At 42.0% G+C, this 17,490-nt stretch carries 18 protein-coding genes, 1 tRNA gene and 1 pseudogene; 8 read left to right on the top strand and 12 right to left on the bottom strand.

Annotation, left to right across the window (positions count from 1 at the left end):
- Entirely contained in the window at nt 1-567 is a 567-nt protein-coding gene (locus VMUT_RS01875; protein WP_013603731.1) for a hypothetical protein, read from the top strand.
- On the opposite strand, the gene VMUT_RS01870 is transcribed toward VMUT_RS01875, so the two are convergent.
- Nucleotides 562-873, bottom strand: a complete 312-nt coding sequence (locus tag VMUT_RS01870; protein WP_048056810.1) for a hypothetical protein — start codon at nt 871-873, stop codon at nt 562-564. The two genes, VMUT_RS01875 and VMUT_RS01870, sit on opposite strands and share 6 nt — an antisense overlap.
- 110 nt (nt 874-983) lie before the next feature.
- On the opposite strand from VMUT_RS01870, the pseudogene VMUT_RS01865 reads away from it, so the two are divergent.
- Nucleotides 984-1,447 (top strand): annotated as a pseudogene (locus VMUT_RS01865) (PaREP1 family protein).
- Nucleotides 1,448-1,605: 158 nt separating this feature from the next.
- Here VMUT_RS01865 and VMUT_RS01860 read toward each other — a convergent pair.
- The 7 genes from VMUT_RS01860 to VMUT_RS01830 form a co-directional block, all read right to left on the bottom strand.
- Complete coding sequence (locus tag VMUT_RS01860; protein ID WP_237699685.1) at nt 1,606-3,270, bottom strand: hypothetical protein; 1,665 nt, start codon at nt 3,268-3,270, stop codon at nt 1,606-1,608.
- Between the two features lie 248 nt (nt 3,271-3,518).
- Nucleotides 3,519-3,618, bottom strand: a tRNA-Ser gene (locus VMUT_RS01855).
- A gap of 100 nt (nt 3,619-3,718) precedes the next feature.
- A complete protein-coding gene (locus tag VMUT_RS01850) occupies nt 3,719-4,078 on the bottom strand; it encodes a hypothetical protein (RefSeq protein ID WP_148224625.1) in 360 nt (119 codons plus the stop codon).
- 4 nt (nt 4,079-4,082) lie between these two features.
- On the bottom strand, nt 4,083-5,030 hold the full coding sequence (porB, locus tag VMUT_RS01845) for a pyruvate synthase subunit PorB (protein WP_048057121.1): 948 nt from the start codon (nt 5,028-5,030) through the stop codon (nt 4,083-4,085).
- A gap of 5 nt (nt 5,031-5,035) precedes the next feature.
- Nucleotides 5,036-6,259: a pyruvate:ferredoxin oxidoreductase subunit alpha gene (locus VMUT_RS01840; protein WP_013603725.1), complete on the bottom strand. Its 1,224-nt coding sequence runs from the start codon at nt 6,257-6,259 to the stop codon at nt 5,036-5,038.
- The gene (locus VMUT_RS01835) at nt 6,259-6,576 is read right to left on the bottom strand and encodes a 4Fe-4S binding protein (RefSeq protein ID WP_148224789.1); all 318 of its coding nucleotides are present in this window, start codon (nt 6,574-6,576) and stop codon (nt 6,259-6,261) included. The genes VMUT_RS01840 and VMUT_RS01835 overlap by 1 nt, the downstream gene beginning before the upstream one ends.
- Nucleotides 6,576-7,136 (bottom strand): 2-oxoacid:acceptor oxidoreductase family protein, encoded by a 561-nt coding sequence (locus VMUT_RS01830; RefSeq protein ID WP_013603723.1) that lies wholly within the window; start codon nt 7,134-7,136, stop codon nt 6,576-6,578. Before VMUT_RS01830 ends, VMUT_RS01835 begins: the two co-directional genes overlap by 1 nt.
- 309 nt (nt 7,137-7,445) lie before the next feature.
- Here VMUT_RS01830 and VMUT_RS01825 point away from each other — a divergent pair, with 309 nt between their 5' ends.
- The 4 genes from VMUT_RS01825 to VMUT_RS01810 all read left to right on the top strand — a co-directional run bounded on the left by VMUT_RS01825 (nt 7,446) and on the right by VMUT_RS01810 (nt 11,396).
- A complete protein-coding gene (locus tag VMUT_RS01825) occupies nt 7,446-7,856 on the top strand; it encodes a NifB/NifX family molybdenum-iron cluster-binding protein (RefSeq protein WP_013603722.1) in 411 nt (136 codons plus the stop codon).
- Complete coding sequence (locus VMUT_RS01820; RefSeq protein WP_013603721.1) at nt 7,849-8,760, top strand: agmatinase family protein; 912 nt, start codon at nt 7,849-7,851, stop codon at nt 8,758-8,760. Before VMUT_RS01825 ends, VMUT_RS01820 begins: the two co-directional genes overlap by 8 nt.
- A gap of 385 nt (nt 8,761-9,145) precedes the next feature.
- Nucleotides 9,146-10,921, top strand: a complete 1,776-nt coding sequence (gene glyS, locus VMUT_RS01815) for a glycine--tRNA ligase (protein WP_013603720.1) — start codon at nt 9,146-9,148, stop codon at nt 10,919-10,921.
- A gap of 40 nt (nt 10,922-10,961) precedes the next feature.
- Nucleotides 10,962-11,396, top strand: coding sequence for a 50S ribosomal protein L14 (locus tag VMUT_RS01810; protein ID WP_013603719.1), 435 nt, complete (start codon nt 10,962-10,964; stop codon nt 11,394-11,396).
- 21 nt (nt 11,397-11,417) lie between these two features.
- On the opposite strand, the gene VMUT_RS01805 is transcribed toward VMUT_RS01810, so the two are convergent.
- The 4 genes from VMUT_RS01805 to VMUT_RS01790 all read right to left on the bottom strand — a co-directional run bounded on the left by VMUT_RS01805 (nt 11,418) and on the right by VMUT_RS01790 (nt 15,442).
- Complete coding sequence (locus VMUT_RS01805) at nt 11,418-12,092, bottom strand: hypothetical protein (protein WP_013603718.1); 675 nt, start codon at nt 12,090-12,092, stop codon at nt 11,418-11,420.
- A 121-nt stretch (nt 12,093-12,213) separates the two neighbouring features.
- Complete coding sequence (locus VMUT_RS01800; protein WP_237699684.1) at nt 12,214-13,884, bottom strand: ABC transporter permease subunit; 1,671 nt, start codon at nt 13,882-13,884, stop codon at nt 12,214-12,216.
- Between the two features lie 3 nt (nt 13,885-13,887).
- Nucleotides 13,888-14,661 carry an ABC transporter ATP-binding protein gene (locus VMUT_RS01795; RefSeq protein WP_013603716.1) on the bottom strand — a complete coding sequence of 258 codons (774 nt, stop codon included), beginning with the start codon at nt 14,659-14,661 and terminating at the stop codon, nt 13,888-13,890.
- An 88-nt stretch (nt 14,662-14,749) separates the two neighbouring features.
- Nucleotides 14,750-15,442: a tRNA(Phe) 7-((3-amino-3-carboxypropyl)-4-demethylwyosine(37)-N(4))-methyltransferase gene (locus VMUT_RS01790; RefSeq protein WP_048056809.1), complete on the bottom strand. Its 693-nt coding sequence runs from the start codon at nt 15,440-15,442 to the stop codon at nt 14,750-14,752.
- Between the two features lie 110 nt (nt 15,443-15,552).
- Between VMUT_RS01790 and VMUT_RS01785 the strand changes: the two genes are divergently transcribed.
- A complete protein-coding gene (locus VMUT_RS01785; protein WP_013603714.1) occupies nt 15,553-16,656 on the top strand; it encodes a substrate-binding domain-containing protein in 1,104 nt (367 codons plus the stop codon).
- A 12-nt stretch (nt 16,657-16,668) separates the two neighbouring features.
- A complete protein-coding gene (locus tag VMUT_RS01780; protein ID WP_237699683.1) occupies nt 16,669-17,472 on the top strand; it encodes an ABC transporter permease subunit in 804 nt (267 codons plus the stop codon).
- The last annotated feature ends 18 nt before the right edge of the window (nt 17,473-17,490 follow it).

The raw sequence follows: 17,490 nt of genomic DNA, 5'->3' as shown, positions 1-17,490 counted from the left end.
GTGAGGCAAGTCCTAATTACATTATCATTAATACTCCCTATAATACCCTTCATAGCGATAATACCTAGCAGTCCACTACTTAGTTTAATAATAATTGGCATAGTTTTCTCGACAGGGTTAATTGGTCTTCTCATAAATAATTTAGCCATTGAATCCTGGTTCTCATTAATACTGGCATTAATAATCTCATTAATATCCCAGGGATATATACCATTCATATTTCACGTAGTACTTATTCCACTGCAGAACCCTGAATTATTTAATGGCTTAGTAATAATGATTGAGTACTCATTGGTATCATCACAATTATATAAGAGTTACATGAAATACATAAAGGAATTCGGTAGTAGGGGTTTTGATAAGAATGAGGTTAATTACGCTTTAAATAATCTGGTTAAGTGGATCATGAGCTTCTTAACTATAGCTCTAGCTATATCACTCACTATTTACTACATAATGGTAATAATAACAATACCACTGGTAGACCCATTCACAGCTTTAGTGATCTTTGCAATCACATACATAACAATATCTAGGTACTTATTAACGAAAATGAGAAGCTCATGATATTTCAAAAACAGCACTAAAACACTCAAGGGTATTACCATCAACTACAGGACGCCAAACAATCCTATACCTACCCCTACCAACGGGCTTACCATCACTATCAAACTGAAACCAAACAACAACAAATGAGGAACTCGGATTAATGATAATTTGCGGAGGCTCAATCGAATAAACAACCCTACCATTCAAGTCAACAACACACCAAGAACCAATATTAACAGGCGTATTGCCCAGGTTAATGAGAGTAATGTAAATAGGCTCACCACTCGAAAAAGAACCCCTATCCAAATAAACACTACAGGACATAAACACCCAACAAATTACCCATATAGAAATTTATAAAAATTAATTATTAATGAATATACGATCCATCAAGTAAGGAGGACTTAAAAATATACAAGTCTACTAGGTCAATGATGTCAATAATCTTATCACCAGCAATTCAGAGATCCTAAAGGAACTAGCCGGTGACAAGGATATCGAGGCATTTCTCGCCGACCTAGTCGCCGAGAAACTCGATCCTCAACGAAGGATTAAGGTTTACCTTAAGCTTCATGAGGATTACCTTAGGGCCGCTGAGGAGCTCTACGCGAGGGGTGATCTAAGTCAAGCCGGTGATAAGTATTGGGGCGCTGTTACGGTGTTGTTGAATGCCATTGCCGAGGTTCGTGGTTGGGAGCATTATAGCCATAGGGATTATGATGTAATAATTGAAAAATTATATGGGGAGACCAAGGATAAGTCGTTACTCGTCAACTTCAGGATGGCCGAGGGTTTACACGCAAACTTCTACCACAACTTCATGACCAAGGAAAGCTTCGAAACACACAGGGAGGCGGTAATGGAGTTGATTGGAAAGCTGAAGGAATTACTAAAATAAAAGCAAGTCCTAAAAGGATGATTAATCCGAAGAAGCAATAACAATGCATTTTTACCATCATATAATCTAATGCGTTTTGAACCAGGGATTATTGATGAAACACCACGATTATAAGGATTTAAGGAAGGTTGTCATCATTTAATGAAGGCATAGGCTGGCTACGAGCATGGGCCTGCGTTGAAGTCCACGTAGACCGTAGGCGCCGGGTAGTAATTGCTCAGGTTACTTACATAGACCTGGTAATTAAATTCATAGGCAATAGGGCTCGTGCATACATTGATATTGGACGGGTAACTCATCTGTATAAATACCGTGTTCTGAATATTACTGATGGTCTGCGTATTAAAGGATACGCCTACTATTAAGTAGTTTAGGAATTGCTGTAGTTCTAGAGGTAATGATACTCCCATGGCCTCAAGTATCGCGCCCATATCGCCTGCAAAGGCAAACAATGGTGTTGCATCCACCTGAGTATCAATGTTACCAACATAAATTAATGTTGTGCCGCTTGGAAATGTTATTGTGTTAAAGGCCTCATTATTAAGAAGTAGTTGTACATAGCTCATCATCGTTGCTGGATTAAGGGGCTCTGCCTCGAACTCATTAACACTCGTGTTGTTATAGGCTGCGAACCAAGTCATTATAGCCCACTGCACAGCCTCAACCGTGCCAATGCACGGATCACCCAACGGACCAATACACTCATACTCGGTGTAATTGGCAATCTCTAAATAACCAATCACGGCAACGCCATAGGCACCAGCACCACTAATACTTGGTGCTGTTACTGTAACGTTTTTATTAGCATACGTACATTCAGAGGCGGACGTAGTTAATGATGGATTCGCAAATACGCAACCATATGCAAGTAATGTATATGATGCGCTATTACTTGGTAATTGTAGCATATAACCTATTCCAGGCGTTTCAACGTTTATACCGGTACTTGTCGGTATCGCCAACGTTAAGGCAAAGCCCGCCTCGGTATATGTGTTTTGTTGCAGAGTTATTGCTAAATTGATATTACTCTGCGTTATATAGTTCACTTCAGGTGATTGTATTATTTGTGCCGTTATTGGGAATGGTGTGTTGCTTTGGGTCAGTAGTACCGTGTTGAGCTCCCAATACCAACACTCCTCCTTATTCTCATAAGGGCCGCTACTAATCACGACACAACCAGCCCATATAGTGTTTGGCGGTTGCGTTGATGGGTCGTTAAACGCCAACTTGGCGTTATCGGTGGCGTTTATGGGTAGTGATGTCTTTAGGATCTCCGTGTAATTAATCGCCACATTAACTACAGAGCCCCTGGCAAGCTCGGGTATTATTGGCACCGTCACGAACCCCGTGACCACGGACGGGCCATTGCTTGAGTTCGTTATTGTACTTATGAAGAGCACAATGGATGGACCAGCGATGTCCGGAGTCATCCTCAGATAATTATCGAGCTTGATGGCGTAGGCCGTGTAATTGCTTACGCTTATTACGAAGCTTGTGGAATTGCTCAGGTAATGACCAATATTCACGAAGCCGCCAACTGACGGTCCCGTGGCGTATATGAAGAACCTGGCATTGACATTGAGGTACGGCTTGGGTGCACCCTTAATCACTATATTAATCAATGGGTAAGTATTGGGTTGATCGAAGGTTAGGACATTCAAAGGCCAGGGAAGCTCGGAATACCTGACGTATGTAACCACATAGCCAGGACCTGAGAATCTGAGGACGGTACGGCCAATGTGAGTGTAGATAAGTAGTGAAATGTAAACACCAATAATGATCAGTACTATTATTAGTACCCATTTACGGTTACCCAAGCCCATACCCACCACCCATATCCTATACAGCGGGCTTTTTTTTACTTCGGGTGTTCATAAAAAGTGGGTCGGGTGGAGTTGAAAATCCTCCTGCATACCTGGGCAGTTAATTATCAGCTTACTAATTTACATTGACATAGCACATCACCCAATGATCAATACCTCAGCTCCAAAACCGCGAATCAAATACACGACAACACATAGAAAATAAAAATCCACAAAAGAAGGCACGAAAAAGAGAAATTGAACGATTTTGGTGCCGGGGCCGGGATTTGAACCCGGGCCCCCTTGCGGGGACGGGATGGCCCGTTATTCTCGAGTCCCGCGCCTTGGACCTAGCTCGGCCACCCCGGCGTTTTTGTTTATTGTGTTTTCGATTTAAAGCTTTTGCTGTTATTTCTTGGCAAGTTTTGTCGTTTATTTTGACGTAACTTCTTGGTATTTTTATGTTCAGTTAATTTAGTTGTGTTATTGTTATTGTTATTGCCTTTGGGAGTATTGTTGGGTTTGTTATGTCGAGTATTAGTATTCTTTTCTTTGATCTTAGGTATTTCGTAATTACGTAATTCATGTTGTTCCTTGGCATGTCCCTGCATCTATCGCTTAATATGCTCATTAACTCGCTTGGTCTTACTATAATTGAGTCGCCGGCTATGAAGTATCCCCTGACTAACCTGACAGGGCTTGAGTAGTAGACAAGGACTATACTACCCTTACTTATCGTTCCCATGAAAATCTTTACCTCGCACTTCTTCTGGCCGGTTAGGACTTCATCTGCGAATTGTGGTTTTAAGGACATTAGGATGCAATTCATGATTTTAACCGAAGGCCTTGGCTAGCCTTGCTAGGTAGTCCCAGTACTCGTCGATTTCCTTCTCAATCTCCTTAATATCTTCCTCCGTTAAGTGCACGAACCTGCCCTGTCTTTTCAAGTACTCAATTATTGGCTTCCTTCTTGATTTGTCGAGGTGCGTATTGCTTGGTGGGTTGAATCTTATTCTGCCGTGATCCCATTCATATAGTGGGAAGTAGCCTGTCTCTGTAGCTAGCCTGGCTATTTCCACGGTCATCTCCTCTGGGTAGCGCCAGCCTGGTGGGCATGGTGCTATTACGTGTATGAAGGCAGGGCCCTCATCAATGTAGTCAAATGCCGTCTTTACCTTATTAGCTAAGTCAATTGGGTAGGCTATGTTGGCTGTGGCAGCGTATGGTATGTGGTGCCCAATGACTATGCTCATTATGTCCTTCTTCCTCTGGACCTTACCCTTAAACTTACTACCCACTGGCGATGTTGTTGTCCAGGCGAAGTGCGGTGTTCCTCCGCTTCTTTGTATTCCCGTGTTCATGTATGCCTCATTATCATAGAGTACATAGAGTATGCCATGACCACGCTCAAGCATACCACTAAGGGCTTGTAAGCCAATATCATAAGTACCACCATCACCGGCAATAACCATGACCTTAGCCTTAGTATCCAGTATACCCTTCCTTCTAAGCGCCTTAAGAGCAGCTTCTACACCTGATGCAGCAGCCGCGGAGTTCTCAAACGCAACATGCAGATATGGTACACTCCACGCAGTGTATGGGTACGATGTTGTAGTCACCTCTATACAACCTGTTGCATTAACAACTATTACATCAGAACCCGCCGCCTTAAGCAACCACCTAACTGCAATTGATGGGCCACATCCAGCACAGGTTAGTTGTCCAGGTCCAAAATACTCATCCTCAGGTAAATCCTTTATTGTTCTGAAATACACCTTCATCTCCATCACCCCCTCAACCCCAGGAATATTGTCTTCCTCGGATATTCACCAGTCCTCGCATACTCATCAAGCGTTTTATAAAGGTTATAGAAATCATCAGCCAGCATAGTCCTTTGAGAAATGCCATGCACCACGGAGATCACGGGTTTCTCAATACCCTTACTATAAAGTGCTGTAACTACATCATTAAATACAGGGCCTTCATACGTACTTCCTGGAGATAATGCCCTATCAACAACGGCCACCATCTTAGCATCTTTAATAGAACTCACCACTTCATCTACAGGGAACGGCCTGAAAAGCCTTATCCTTAAAACACCCGCCCTTAATCCTCTCTCCCTAGCCCTCCTGACAGCCTCCTTGGCATTACCACTTGATGCTCCTCCATAAGTTATTAATACGTAATCCGCATCATCAAGCATGTATCTCTCGACAATGTCATAGTTTGTTCCAAAGGTCTTATTAAACTCACCATGAATCTCCTTAATGACTCCCCTTGATTCCTTAAGTGCATTGACTACTTGGTACTTTATTTCGTAGTACCAATCAGGGCTTGCAATAACGCCTATAGTTATTGGTTTTCTAGGGTCAAGCTTTAGCCTATTTAGGTTTCTCGGTGTGAACTTCCTCACGTAATCCTCGTGATAAAGCTCCACGGGCTCTGTCGTGTGGCTCATTAGAAATCCATCATAGGACACCATAACTGGCACTAGGACTCTATTATCCTCTGCTATTCTATAGGCCATTATTATTGAATCATAAACCTCCTGTGCGGTGGAGGCTATTAACATTATCCAGCCTGAATCTTTAGCATTCATTATATCCTGGTAATCACCATGGATACTTATTGGCGCTGATAATGCCCTACCTGGAACAGCCATGACTATTGGAAGCCTAAGGCCAGAAGCTATATGAAGAACCTCATGCATGAATTCAAGACCTTGAGCTGACGTCGCCGTGAACACCCTCGCACCAGCCGCTGCCGCACCTACCACCGCTGAAAGAGCACTGTGCTCAGACTCCACTGGTATATATTCAGCGTCTATTTCGCCATTAGCCACCAACTCAGCCAACTTCTCTATTATCGTTGTTTGTGGCGTTATTGGATATGCTGCAATAACATCAACATCAACAGCCTTAACCGCGTAGGCAGCGGCGTAATTGGATGTTAATCCAACACGCTCCTTAACAATCTCCTCCCTAATACTCAAAGTCTTGGCGATCTCCATTACCCAACCACCTCAGAAACCATCTTTATTGCCTTTACTGGACATTCGTGGGCGCATATCCCACAGCCCTTACAATGGTCATAATCAATCTCATAGGTCAAATCATACTTTTTACCTGACTTCGTAGTGTACGGCTTCTTTAACTCTAGTATTGCTGGTTCAGGGCAGTACATCCAGCATATCCTACACCTAATACATGCGTCTTGGTCAATAACCGGCCTCTCAGTCCTCCAAGTACCGGTAAGATTCTTACGCGCATTACCCGGTTCAACAATAACGCCACCAATTGGTAAATCCTTCCATGTGAGTTGTTTCATCATAGTACGATCACCTCAGCCACCTTATAAGCTTCTTCCAGCGCTTCCACATTTGATTTACCAAGCTTCTTGCCGAACGTCTCTAGGACCAAGTTCTTAACGGTCTCTATATCTACCAGGTCAAGCACCTTAAGTAATGCACCAAGCATTGTGGTATTCACTATTGGTTTACCCAGATGCTTAGTGGATATCTCATATGCATTCACATAAACAACCTTACCACTGAACTTACCTATGGACTGCCTAGCATCATCAACACTCAACGCATTAATAATTATATAATTCTTCGTTATCTGCGGTATATTAAAAACATTCAATAACCTCGTATCAAACACCACTGAAATATCTGGTTTATCAATTGGTTCTCTAGCGAGAACAGGTTCTCGAGATAACCTAACATAAGCCCTAACGGGTGCGCCTCTACGCTCAGCACCGTATTCAGGAAACGAACTTGCAAATAAGCCACGCCTAATGGCGGCCTGGGCAATAATCTGCGCAGCAGTCACAGCACCCTGGCCTCCCCTGCCGAAAAACGTTATTTCAATGGCCGAACCACTCATATTCGGTCAAAATATCGATATAGATGCCTTTTATAAACCCTTTATTCTATATTCTCATAAATAAAACAAATAATTAAGGATTTGCCCCCTGCATGCATCCACACCATTAGTACGGGGCTCAGCGGCCCGGTTTTGGCCGGGTCGTTGGGCCTCGTACTAATGACGTGAATGCAAGGCAGGTATAGGCTCTATGTGGTTATTGCCTGTTTTATTTAAATAGATTTTCGTAAAGTAATCCATGCGTATTACTTATTTTATGAGGAGACCTTTACGACTTGTTCTGAATGCTTTTAAAGGCTGTGTTGGGGCATGTCATTGGTATTAATGAAAAGAGAACATAATATTGTGTGCACTACGGTTAATGAGGATTTATCGTTTAACTTATTTTCTAGGGCTCGTTATTTAGTCCTGGTGAAAAATGGTGTTGTGGTTCATAAGGAGGTTAATCCAGCTCTGAATTCTACGAATAAAAGACCAACAGTTGCTAGGAGGTGTGTCGAGCTTGGCGCAACAATTGTACTAGCTCCTCATGGTTCACTATGTTATCCTTCATATTTAATACTTAGGAGATCTGGTGTTGACGTTTATGTGGTTAGACCTGGTGATAAAATTAACAGTGATCCTGATAATAATTATTATAAGGTTAGTATTTGGGAAGTTATGTATTCAAGTTTTTTAGCTATTAAGGAGAGGATTGAGGAGGCGATTTTCCATGGGTAATAACATTGATTTTTACGTTGCATCTCAATACACGCTTTTCGGAACACCTAGGTGCGGCCGTGGTATACCAATACTTGGTATACCCATGGAGGATACCGTTAGCTTTAGGCCTGGGACACGATTTGCACCCAGCATCATTAGATCCTGGAGTCAGTACTTTGAATTTACACCTACGGAGGACCTGGGTATAGATCCACTTGATAAGATTTGTGATTTGGGTGATTTATCATTACTGCAGGGTATGATTGACAGGAATTTGGAGAGGATTAATCTAGTTGTTAGGGACGCTATTAGTACGTGGGGTAGGGTAATCAATATAGGTGGTGAACATACACTAAGTCTTGGTGTTGCTAAGGCGGTTAGAGAATCCCAGGGTTCATATGGCATTTACATACATGTTGATGCTCACTTGGATTCAAGAGAGGAATGGCCGATAGGGCAATCCTTATCGCATGCAACATTCGTGAGGCACTTAATTAATCAGGTTAAGCCTCAATTGATTGTTTTCCTTGGGTTTAGATCATATGACAGGGAGGAGATGAATTTCGTGAGTAGACTTGAAAATTCCATACTATTGTCAACTAGGGATGTGAAGTCCATGAATAACCATGAACTTAGACTGCTCATGAGGGGTGCCATTGATAGTTATCCTGGTTCGATCCACCTGAGCATTGATGTTGATGTTCTTGATCCATCAGTAATGCCTGGCGTCGGTAATCCAGAGGGTTTTGGACTTAGTTATAGCGAGCTTTTGAGGATTACTAAGGCTATTCTTGATTACGGTGATTCCAGGGTTAAGGCCGTTGACATTGTTGAGTACTCACCACCAAATGATCCTGGTTTAATGTCGTTACCCACAACAATCAGATTAATCCTTGATGTACTTAATTACATACGTACTTAAATTCTCGTCCTCTAAAGGCGGTGATATGTAATTCTCGAAGATAAATATACATTCTTTCCTCTTAATTCCTTTTAGTTCTTCGTTACTTCCTACATATACGTAGACACAGTTCCTGTCCTTGATTTTTCTTCATTTTTATTGTTCCAATTACCGTTATTACTGAGATATCAATTCGTCAATAAACATTGCAAAGAAGGTGGAATTCAATGTGCCGTTGAGGAATAGGATGATGAGTTTTCATGTAATGACCAATGACCTAAAACCATTAAACCCACACCAGGGCTAACGCATAAGACCTACACTATACAAACCCCCACTCCTTAAGGGATAGAGAAGGACTATTCTATGAAAATTATTTAAATATGCCTAATAATTATCGTGCTGAATGAATCTCGAAAGATTCATGGAACTAATGAGCGAGGGCGGATTTTTCTACCCAAGCTTTGAGATTTATAGGAGTAAGGCTGAGGTCGGTGGATTCTACGATTATGGACCACTTGGTGTAGAGTTAAAGAGGAATATAATTGAGAAGTGGCGTAAAATCTTTGTTTATCCGTATCAAGACTTTATTGTTGAAATAGAAACTCCAATAGTAATGCCAAAGATAGTATTTGAGGCTAGCGGTCATGTTGAGCATTTTACCGACGCAATAGTCGAGTGTACTAAGTGTGGTCGTAAGTTCAGGGCTGATCACCTAATAGAGGAGGAGCTTGGTAAGAGGGGTATTTCAATAAAGACTGAGGGGTTAAGCCTCGAGGAGCTTGATAAGTTAATTCGGGATTATGATATTAAGTGCCCTGTATGTGGTGGTGAGTTAAGTAGCGTTAAGCCCTTTAACCTATTGTTCCAGACAACAATAGGGCCATATAGCGATAACATTGGCTACATAAGACCTGAGACGGCCCAGGGAATGTTCGTGTCATTTCCAAAGATATTTAATCTAATGGGTAGAAAACTACCACTTGGTATTGCTCAAATTGGTAAGGTCGGTAGAAATGAAATTTCACCTAGGCAGGGCTTAATTAGACTCAGGGAATTTACCCAGATGGAGATTGAGTTCTTCTTCGACCCTGAAAATGCTAAGTGCCCATACCTTGATGAACTGGATGTTAAGTTGAGGATAATACCTGAGAAGGATGTTGTTACTGGTGTTAAGGAGCCCAGGGAGTTTAGGCCTAGGGAGGCTGTTGAGGGTGGGATTGTGCCTAATGAGTGGATGGCGTTCTTCATGGGCCTAGCCACAATATACATGAATGAGCTTGGTATATCGCTTGATCATCAGTACTTCCTGGCTAAGTTGCCTGAGGAGAGGGCTCATTACTCAGCGGCTAGTTTTGATCAGATGGTTTATAGTGAGAGGTTTGGTTGGGTTGAGGTTAGCGGTCATGCTTACAGGACTGATTATGACCTTGGTAGGCACGCGAGGTATAGTGGTTATGACTTAAGCGTTGACAGAAGACTGACCACGCCGAAGGAGGTTGTTGAGGTTAGGGTCTACCCGAATCCGCAGAGGATTAGAGAAGTCTTTGGTAATGAAATGCCTAAGGTCATGCAGGCCATTGGTAAGGCTGACCCAAGGTGGTTAGCCAATGAGCTGGCTAATAAGGGTAGGGTGATCATTGATGGGTATACCATAACAAGCGATGTTGTGTTTATTAGGGAGGAAAGGAGAAAGGTTCATGTTGAGAGGTTTATTCCACATGATGTTGAACCATCCTTCGGTGTTGATAGGATAGTGTACGTAACTCTAGAACATGCCTATACAGAGGTTAATGGAAAACCATTACTAAGGCTACCGCCTGATATTGCTCCAATAAAGGTTGCGGTGTTACCAATAATTAAGAAACAGGAGTATGTAAGTATTGGCAGGAATATATTTAGGGAATTATCGATGGTTGGAGTTAAGGCTGTTTATGATGATGATGGAGCAATAGGCAGTAGGTATGCCAAGTATGACTCGGTAGGTGTACCGTTCGCAATAACAATAGACGATAAGACACCCATCGATAGTACAGTAACTATTAGGGATAGGGATACGAAGGCTCAAATCAGGGTTAGTATGAACGATATAATTAAGGTAATTACTGATGCCATTTTTAGGAGGATATCGATAATCGAGATCGCTAAGTCGATGGGTCTTCAATTAATCATTAGGGAATAGGTAGATAAGCTTAAATAAGCTAAGCTCCATTAGCACTTCAATGGCAAAGAGAGGCGGCGCACGTCAGGTAGGTGTTAGCTGGAGATTTCATAAGACGCCTGGAATATTCATGAATAGTCTAGTTCCTGTTGCGGATAATAGTGGCGCTAAGCTTGTTAGGGTGATTGGTATAATTGGGCATATAGCAAAGCCTATTCACAGGGAAATACCTGGAGCTTCCGTGGGTGATATGGTTGTTGTTAGTGTTGTGGAGGGCAAACCTGAGGTTAGGAAGCAAGTACTCAGAGCAATAGTGATTAGGCAAAGGAGACCATATAGGAGACCTGATGGCACCTGGATAGCCTTTGAGGACAATGCCGTAGTTATTACAGACGAGAATGGCGCACCCAAGGGTAGTGAGATACATGGACCCGTAGCTATGGAAGCAGCATTAAGGTGGCCGGGCATCTCGAACTTAGCAACGATAATAATATAAAATTATAAGCTAAAACAAAAATTAGACCTTCTTCTGAAGAACAACCCTAAGTACATTAGCCTTTGCCTCCTCAGAAACAACCTCGTAATCATATTGAGCAACAAAACCTCTAATAAATGATAAGAGGGCCTTGTTACCAATATCGGTCGTGCCACTAGGCCCTATAGCCATTAACTCAATGGTATTTGGGCTCAGTTTCTTAACCTCAATATGCCTAACGGCTAATAACCTGCTAATTCTTGAAATTGCCTCGAGAAGTTCCTCAAGGTTTTCAAACTCCATCCTAACTAGGGCGCCGACTTGATGACCATATTTTTCATAAATGCTCCATAGATCATTCATAGCCTTGCTTGCACCTTCTCTAAGTTCACCCGATATCTTATCACTCTTGGAGAAGTCAATAAGAACGGACATTATATGACCACACACCTCCTCAATGAGCTTCATAGGCATTGGTATTACATCCATCGAGCTTAAGATTTTATATAATCTCCAAAAGTAAATGAGGTCTGATGGTTCAAAACCATCCCTAATAAGCTCAGTTGTTAATTTTAAGCCCTCGCCAGCAATATAGAATAATGTCCTTCCCCTGGTCTTAGCAACCCGTGATAATTCCGAGGCTATGTTTTTAGGAACCATTATCGTAGTTCTTGAATAGACCTCCTCTGTCTCTTTTTCCGGATTGTCCCTAGCCATAATTAGGACTATTTACATGAATACATTAGAATACTTATAAGCCTTATTGCACACAATTTACAATCATTAACGTGGAATACCTCACGTATTAATAATTACGTAATGTCGAGAACCTATGGAATCAAAGCGTTATTGCGCCTTCAAGCCTATACCTTTCCCTAGCTAATCTAAATAACTTCCTCCAGAGAAAGACACTTAATAATACCACGTTTATACCCAGTATTAGGCTCATGGCCTCAAGCCCAACAATATTCCCTATCGCTGTGTAATAATCCATTAAAGCCGTATATCCATGAACCATATAGACCTGGCCATTAAGCCCTTGTATATACTCGGCAACCTCAAGCCCACCCCATGTTGAACCTGCTGTACTTGCTAAGCCCGTTATTGTAGCAGGCATGGCGCCTGGAATCGCCAATCTCCTAAGCTTCTGCCAGGTACTTAATCTCAGGTTCTCGGCTACATCCCAAAGACTCCTGGGTATTGTCTTCATACCCACGTACATATTATAAATCACGTACCAAGCAGTACTTAGGTAGGCCACTACGAACACCAGTATTTCAAGCGAAATATGCGAACCGAGACTCACCGCTAAATACGTTATGAAGGGTATGGCAATCAATGGTAAGTAAGCCGATACAGGTATTGATGCTAAGTCCTCAAGTACTGGTAATAAAATCGACTCAACTCTTCTATGCGTTACCATTAGGTAATTAACAGGGATAGCTGTTAATATTGCTGCAACTGTGACCAAAATAACCCTAAACCAATCAAGCCCTAGATAATAAAGGTAAAGTAAGCCATATTCGTATAGATTATTTATTATGGGAACCCAAGTCGTTTTCCAAGACTCATATATTGAGTAGGTTATTAAACCAATAACGAAAATAACAATGCCTATGCCTATATACCTCTCAGACTCGGTTATTATGTTTCTAGGTCTAGGCCTTGACAATAGTCTATGTCTGACAGCATAGCTCGAGGCTTTAACGAATATGGGCATTATGGCATCCTCAACAGCCACAACCCTCCTTAAATACCTCATATTTCTAGCTGCCAATGACCTAACGCGACTAGTAACTATGGGTCTCCTGACTCTAGTCCTTGTTACTTCCATGAATGGATCATAACTATACTTAACTGCCCAATCAACAAATGGCCTAAGTATTCCAAATAGTACTGAGGTCACCATGACTACCAATACCCCAAGTCCGGTAAATGCTGCGGTCCACTCACTCCTGCTTGTCCATGATGCTATTAGTGCCCCTATGCCGAAGACTGAGTATTGCGTTGTGCCTAAGGTAACAACCTCACTAACTACTATGTAGAACAACGCATCAGCAAAGCTTACTAAAACATTACCAGCAACCCTGGGCATTGTAACTGGTATGTATAAGTATCTAAACTTGCCCCAGAAGCCCAGGTTAAGCATCTCAGCCGCATCCTCAAGTGACTGGGGCGCCGTCTTAATGGCCTCATACTCACCAACCCATATATTCCAAACAACTGCCGTGAAAACCAAAAAGTCAACAGCCAACTCAGTTCCTATGTAACCACCTATTGACTTAACGAAGAATATTAAGACTATTGGGAAGAAGGTGATGACTGGTACGGCCTCAAGGGTTTGGGTAATTGATAGGAATATCCTCTCAAAAAGTCCATTCTTTGCCGCTGCATAGCCAAAGAACCAACCAAGCACTATGCTCAGTATTATAGTAAGGGCAACTCTACCAAATGTCGCAAGTGTTGCTAGAAACGCTACTAAAACTATGGACCAAATGCCCATAGCCATCACTTAAACCTTAAGACTTATTGACAATAATGAGTATAGTCTATCCAAGTAATCCTGAAACTCTATATCCCTCGTATTCCTAGGTCTCGACAACTTTATCTCGACCTCGGCCATTATGCTTGCAGGTCTTCCCCCAAGTATTATAACCTTGTCACTCAACTCCACAACCTCATCAAGGTTATGGCTAACCATTACTATTGCCTTTACCGTGGATTCCTCATTAAATACCATGTTATAAATCTCGGCCCTCAAACCTTCAGCTGTTATTGCATCAAGATTTGCGAAGGGCTCATCCATTAACAAAACCACTGGTTGCGCAGCTAATGCCCTAGCAATTGCAACCCTCTGCTTCATACCGCCACTCAATTCCCTTGGGTAGTAATCCTCAAAACCACCAAGACCCACAAGCTCAAGGTACTTCCTAGCTATTTCCCTCCTAACCTCCTTACTGAGATCCTTCCTGTGAAATAACGCCAATTCCACATTCTCAAGTGCTGTTAACCAGGGATAGAGCGCAAAGTCCTGAAATATCATGGCAAGCTTAGGTGTTGGACCCCTAATCTCCTCACCCATGAGAAGGACCTTACCACTATCAGGTCTCCTTAGACCAGCTATTATCTTAAGTAATGTTGTCTTTCCCGTACCTGTGGGTGCAACTATAGAAACAAACTCATGGGAATAAACCTTAAAGTTGATGTCTTTAAGGACAGGCACAGGACCCTTCTCAGTCTTGTAGCTATAGCTAACATCAATAACCTCAAGAATTGGTTCCTTCATCGTTGCAATTATCTCACCATGATGACGAATGAGAGTTCACTTAAAAACTTTATTCCGTAAAATAGGCACTACGACCGTCTAATATATACTACACCAAATTCTCAATATTTATACTTTCAATGTTAAAATCTCTATATGACTCCTGGAAATATACCTTAGGCATTTCACCCAGTTCAGACTTACCAAAAAGCCTAACCTCTATCAATCGTATCAAATGCGCCAGTCTGAACTTGCCGAAGATCAGAGTTTCATTGGCAATATCAATAATACGCCTTAAATCATCCATAGTCACTATTAATTTACCATTAATTATTATGGGGACCTCAAAACGATCCTCGCCTTGAACTTCAACAACAACACCATCATGTGTCACTGAATATATACCACTATGTTTAAAGCCTGCCTCCCTAGCCATCCTAAGTATCGTCAATGCCCCATGAACATCCCTAGCCACGAAGTGGATTATTGGCGCCCTAACCAAGAACCAAACATCGCCAGAATCAATATTACTAAGTACATTCATAACCTCGCCATACGTGACAGGCCTATGCCACTTAACAACGAACTTAAATAACCCAGAACCCTTTGAGTAGCTAAGTCGTGGAGCCTTAGCCAGGGCAATCCTACCGCTGCAACTACTTGTCGTGTAAAAGTCATTTAAGGACTTATTGAACGTGAGTAAAAAGTCGTATATGTCAAAGTCAACTCTATTCTGGGCTCCCTCCTCCATCAATCGCTTAAGAAATATGGACTTACGTGAATCAAAATTAGTCCTTACCATTTAGGCACTAACATAGAAATTTTAGAATTTAAATTACTTAATGAACTATTCACGGCTTAAATAGATGCATCGAGAGACTTAAATAGACGTATTAGTTAAAGGGTCAGTTGATGAGGTTAAGTATCGTCGGCTCAATACTGATATCGTTAATTATAGGGCTAACCTTGGGATACTCAATACCAACAGTAACGCACCCAGCACATACCATGAAAACGAGCCAAACCCTAAGTGTAATAACGGCGTCTCTATATGCATCGTTGTTTCGAGATGCTGGTGAGAAGTTGGGCATAAATACCGTGGTGACCGGGATGGGTTCTGTACAGGCTGCCCGTCAGGTAATCCTAAATCCAAGCGGCTATTCAATATATGCAAGTATAGATCCATACATACTAACCTCCCTATTATATCCAAGCAACATAACTAGTTGGTACATAGCCATAGCAGGTGATCAAATGGTAATAGCGTACTCACCCAACTTACCTAAGCCATTATTAAATGTGGTTAATAACCTAACCAATGCTGAGTGGTCAGCGTTAAGGTCCGGGAATTATGCAGAGGCTATGGTAATAACCAGGGAATTCCTAAACCTAATATTCTCAAATGAAACCTTTAACATGGCTCATGAATACGGAGCCTACGCCATAGGGATGTCCAACCCAAACACTGATCCTGAGGGGTATAGGGCGCTCATGGTTCTACAACTCACTGGAATATATTGGGGCTTGGGTAAGGATTACTACGTTAATCTGTTTAATCAGGCAAATTCCACGGGTAATGTATACGAGGTTCTCGCAGGCAGTGAGTTATTCGGCCCTGTTGAGTCAGGTAAGGTTTGGTTTGACATAGCTATTTACAAATCATCTGCCGTGAGCGTTAATATACCGTATTTTCCATTACCACCACAGGTCAATCTCGGTTCGCCACAATACTCAAGCTTTTATAGCAAAGCCAGTGTTACGATTGTGGTTGGAGGTTCTAATATTGTTGCTAGGGGAACGCCCATTCAATTAGCTGTGACAATACCTAACCAGGCACCTGATAAGGAATTGGCAGTAGAAGTGATACTTTACCTAATATCGCCGAGTGGTCATGAGCTCATGGAAAGCCTTGGCATACAACCGTTAACACCAGCATTATTTTATGGCAACTTAAGCAATGCACCACCATTAATTAGGGCCTTTGCGAATTCTTCGTTATTGGCATATGGTGGCTAATGGTGATTATTATTGGATAGCACAAGGCATATGTTTATGCCTTTCATAATTCTAATATCACTTATGCTGCTATTACCTATTGTAGTCCTTCTCTATGAGGGTTATGGATACCTATTAAAGGCATTAATGAGCGGTCTATTCATCGAGAGCGTTGTAGTAACATTGCTCGGCGCATTTATAGCCGCAGCACTAGATCTACTCCTGGGGGCGCCTGTTGCCTATGCCATATCCAGAAGGTTAATACCAAGGCCAATAGATAGCGTAGTCAGTGGGGTATTGCTAAGTCCATTAACAATACCGCACACAATAGTTGGTTTGTCAATCCTAATACTGGTTTCACCAATATCGCCAATACCTATAATACGTAAGTTACCTCTCGTAGATACAATATGGGGCCTCGTAGCTGCATACTTCGTGGTTTCCGCACCAATAGCCGTCGGTGCCATGAAACAGGTATTTGATGAGTTGGACCCAACCTATGAATACGCCGGCTTGACCCTAGGACTTAGTCAATGGGGTGTCTTTGCCCATGTCGTGGTTCCCATGACATTCAGGGAGCTCGTATCATCATTCCTGATGACTTGGGGCAGGGCCATAAGTGAGTTTGGTTCTATTGTCATATTAGCTTACTACATAGTCAACCCACCATTCTTTAATTATGTGTACCCAGTGCCAATATTGATTTGGTATTCCTACGAGGTTTATGGGCTGCCCATGGCATTAGGTTATGCGTCAGCTTCGTTAATGATATCAATACTGATTTTAGTATTAATTGAAATTATTAGCGAGAGAAAATTCACAGGTTTTAAGCCGTGATCTCTAATTAAATTAATG

It is taken from the genome of Vulcanisaeta moutnovskia 768-28, from assembly GCF_000190315.1.
GTDB classification, from domain to species: domain Archaea; phylum Thermoproteota; class Thermoprotei; order Thermoproteales; family Thermocladiaceae; genus Vulcanisaeta; species Vulcanisaeta moutnovskia.
The sequence above is the reverse complement of the archived record's forward strand: the minus strand, read 5'-3'. Positions and strand labels throughout refer to the sequence as shown.

Bases quoted from the DNA above. Each gene is read 5' to 3' on its own strand.
- VMUT_RS01870 (WP_048056810.1), bottom strand. From the start codon at position 873: ATGTCCTGTAGTGTTTATTTGGATAGGGGTTCTTTTTCGAGTGGTGAG.
- VMUT_RS01860 (WP_237699685.1), bottom strand. From the start codon at position 3,270: ATGGGCTTGGGTAACCGTAAATGGGTACTAATAATAGTACTGATCATT.
- VMUT_RS01850 (WP_148224625.1), bottom strand. From the start codon at position 4,078: ATGAATTGCATCCTAATGTCCTTAAAACCACAATTCGCAGATGAAGTC.
- porB (WP_048057121.1), bottom strand. From the start codon at position 5,030: ATGAAGGTGTATTTCAGAACAATAAAGGATTTACCTGAGGATGAGTAT.
- VMUT_RS01840 (WP_013603725.1), bottom strand. From the start codon at position 6,259: ATGGAGATCGCCAAGACTTTGAGTATTAGGGAGGAGATTGTTAAGGAG.
- VMUT_RS01835 (WP_148224789.1), bottom strand. From the start codon at position 6,576: ATGAAACAACTCACATGGAAGGATTTACCAATTGGTGGCGTTATTGTT.
- VMUT_RS01830 (WP_013603723.1), bottom strand. From the start codon at position 7,136: ATGAGTGGTTCGGCCATTGAAATAACGTTTTTCGGCAGGGGAGGCCAG.
- VMUT_RS01825 (WP_013603722.1), top strand. From the start codon at position 7,446: ATGTCATTGGTATTAATGAAAAGAGAACATAATATTGTGTGCACTACG.
- VMUT_RS01820 (WP_013603721.1), top strand. From the start codon at position 7,849: ATGGGTAATAACATTGATTTTTACGTTGCATCTCAATACACGCTTTTC.
- glyS (WP_013603720.1), top strand. From the start codon at position 9,146: ATGAATCTCGAAAGATTCATGGAACTAATGAGCGAGGGCGGATTTTTC.
- VMUT_RS01810 (WP_013603719.1), top strand. From the start codon at position 10,962: ATGGCAAAGAGAGGCGGCGCACGTCAGGTAGGTGTTAGCTGGAGATTT.
- VMUT_RS01805 (WP_013603718.1), bottom strand. From the start codon at position 12,092: ATGGCTAGGGACAATCCGGAAAAAGAGACAGAGGAGGTCTATTCAAGA.
- VMUT_RS01800 (WP_237699684.1), bottom strand. From the start codon at position 13,884: ATGGCTATGGGCATTTGGTCCATAGTTTTAGTAGCGTTTCTAGCAACA.
- VMUT_RS01795 (WP_013603716.1), bottom strand. From the start codon at position 14,661: ATGAAGGAACCAATTCTTGAGGTTATTGATGTTAGCTATAGCTACAAG.
- VMUT_RS01790 (WP_048056809.1), bottom strand. From the start codon at position 15,442: ATGGTAAGGACTAATTTTGATTCACGTAAGTCCATATTTCTTAAGCGA.
- VMUT_RS01785 (WP_013603714.1), top strand. From the start codon at position 15,553: ATGAGGTTAAGTATCGTCGGCTCAATACTGATATCGTTAATTATAGGG.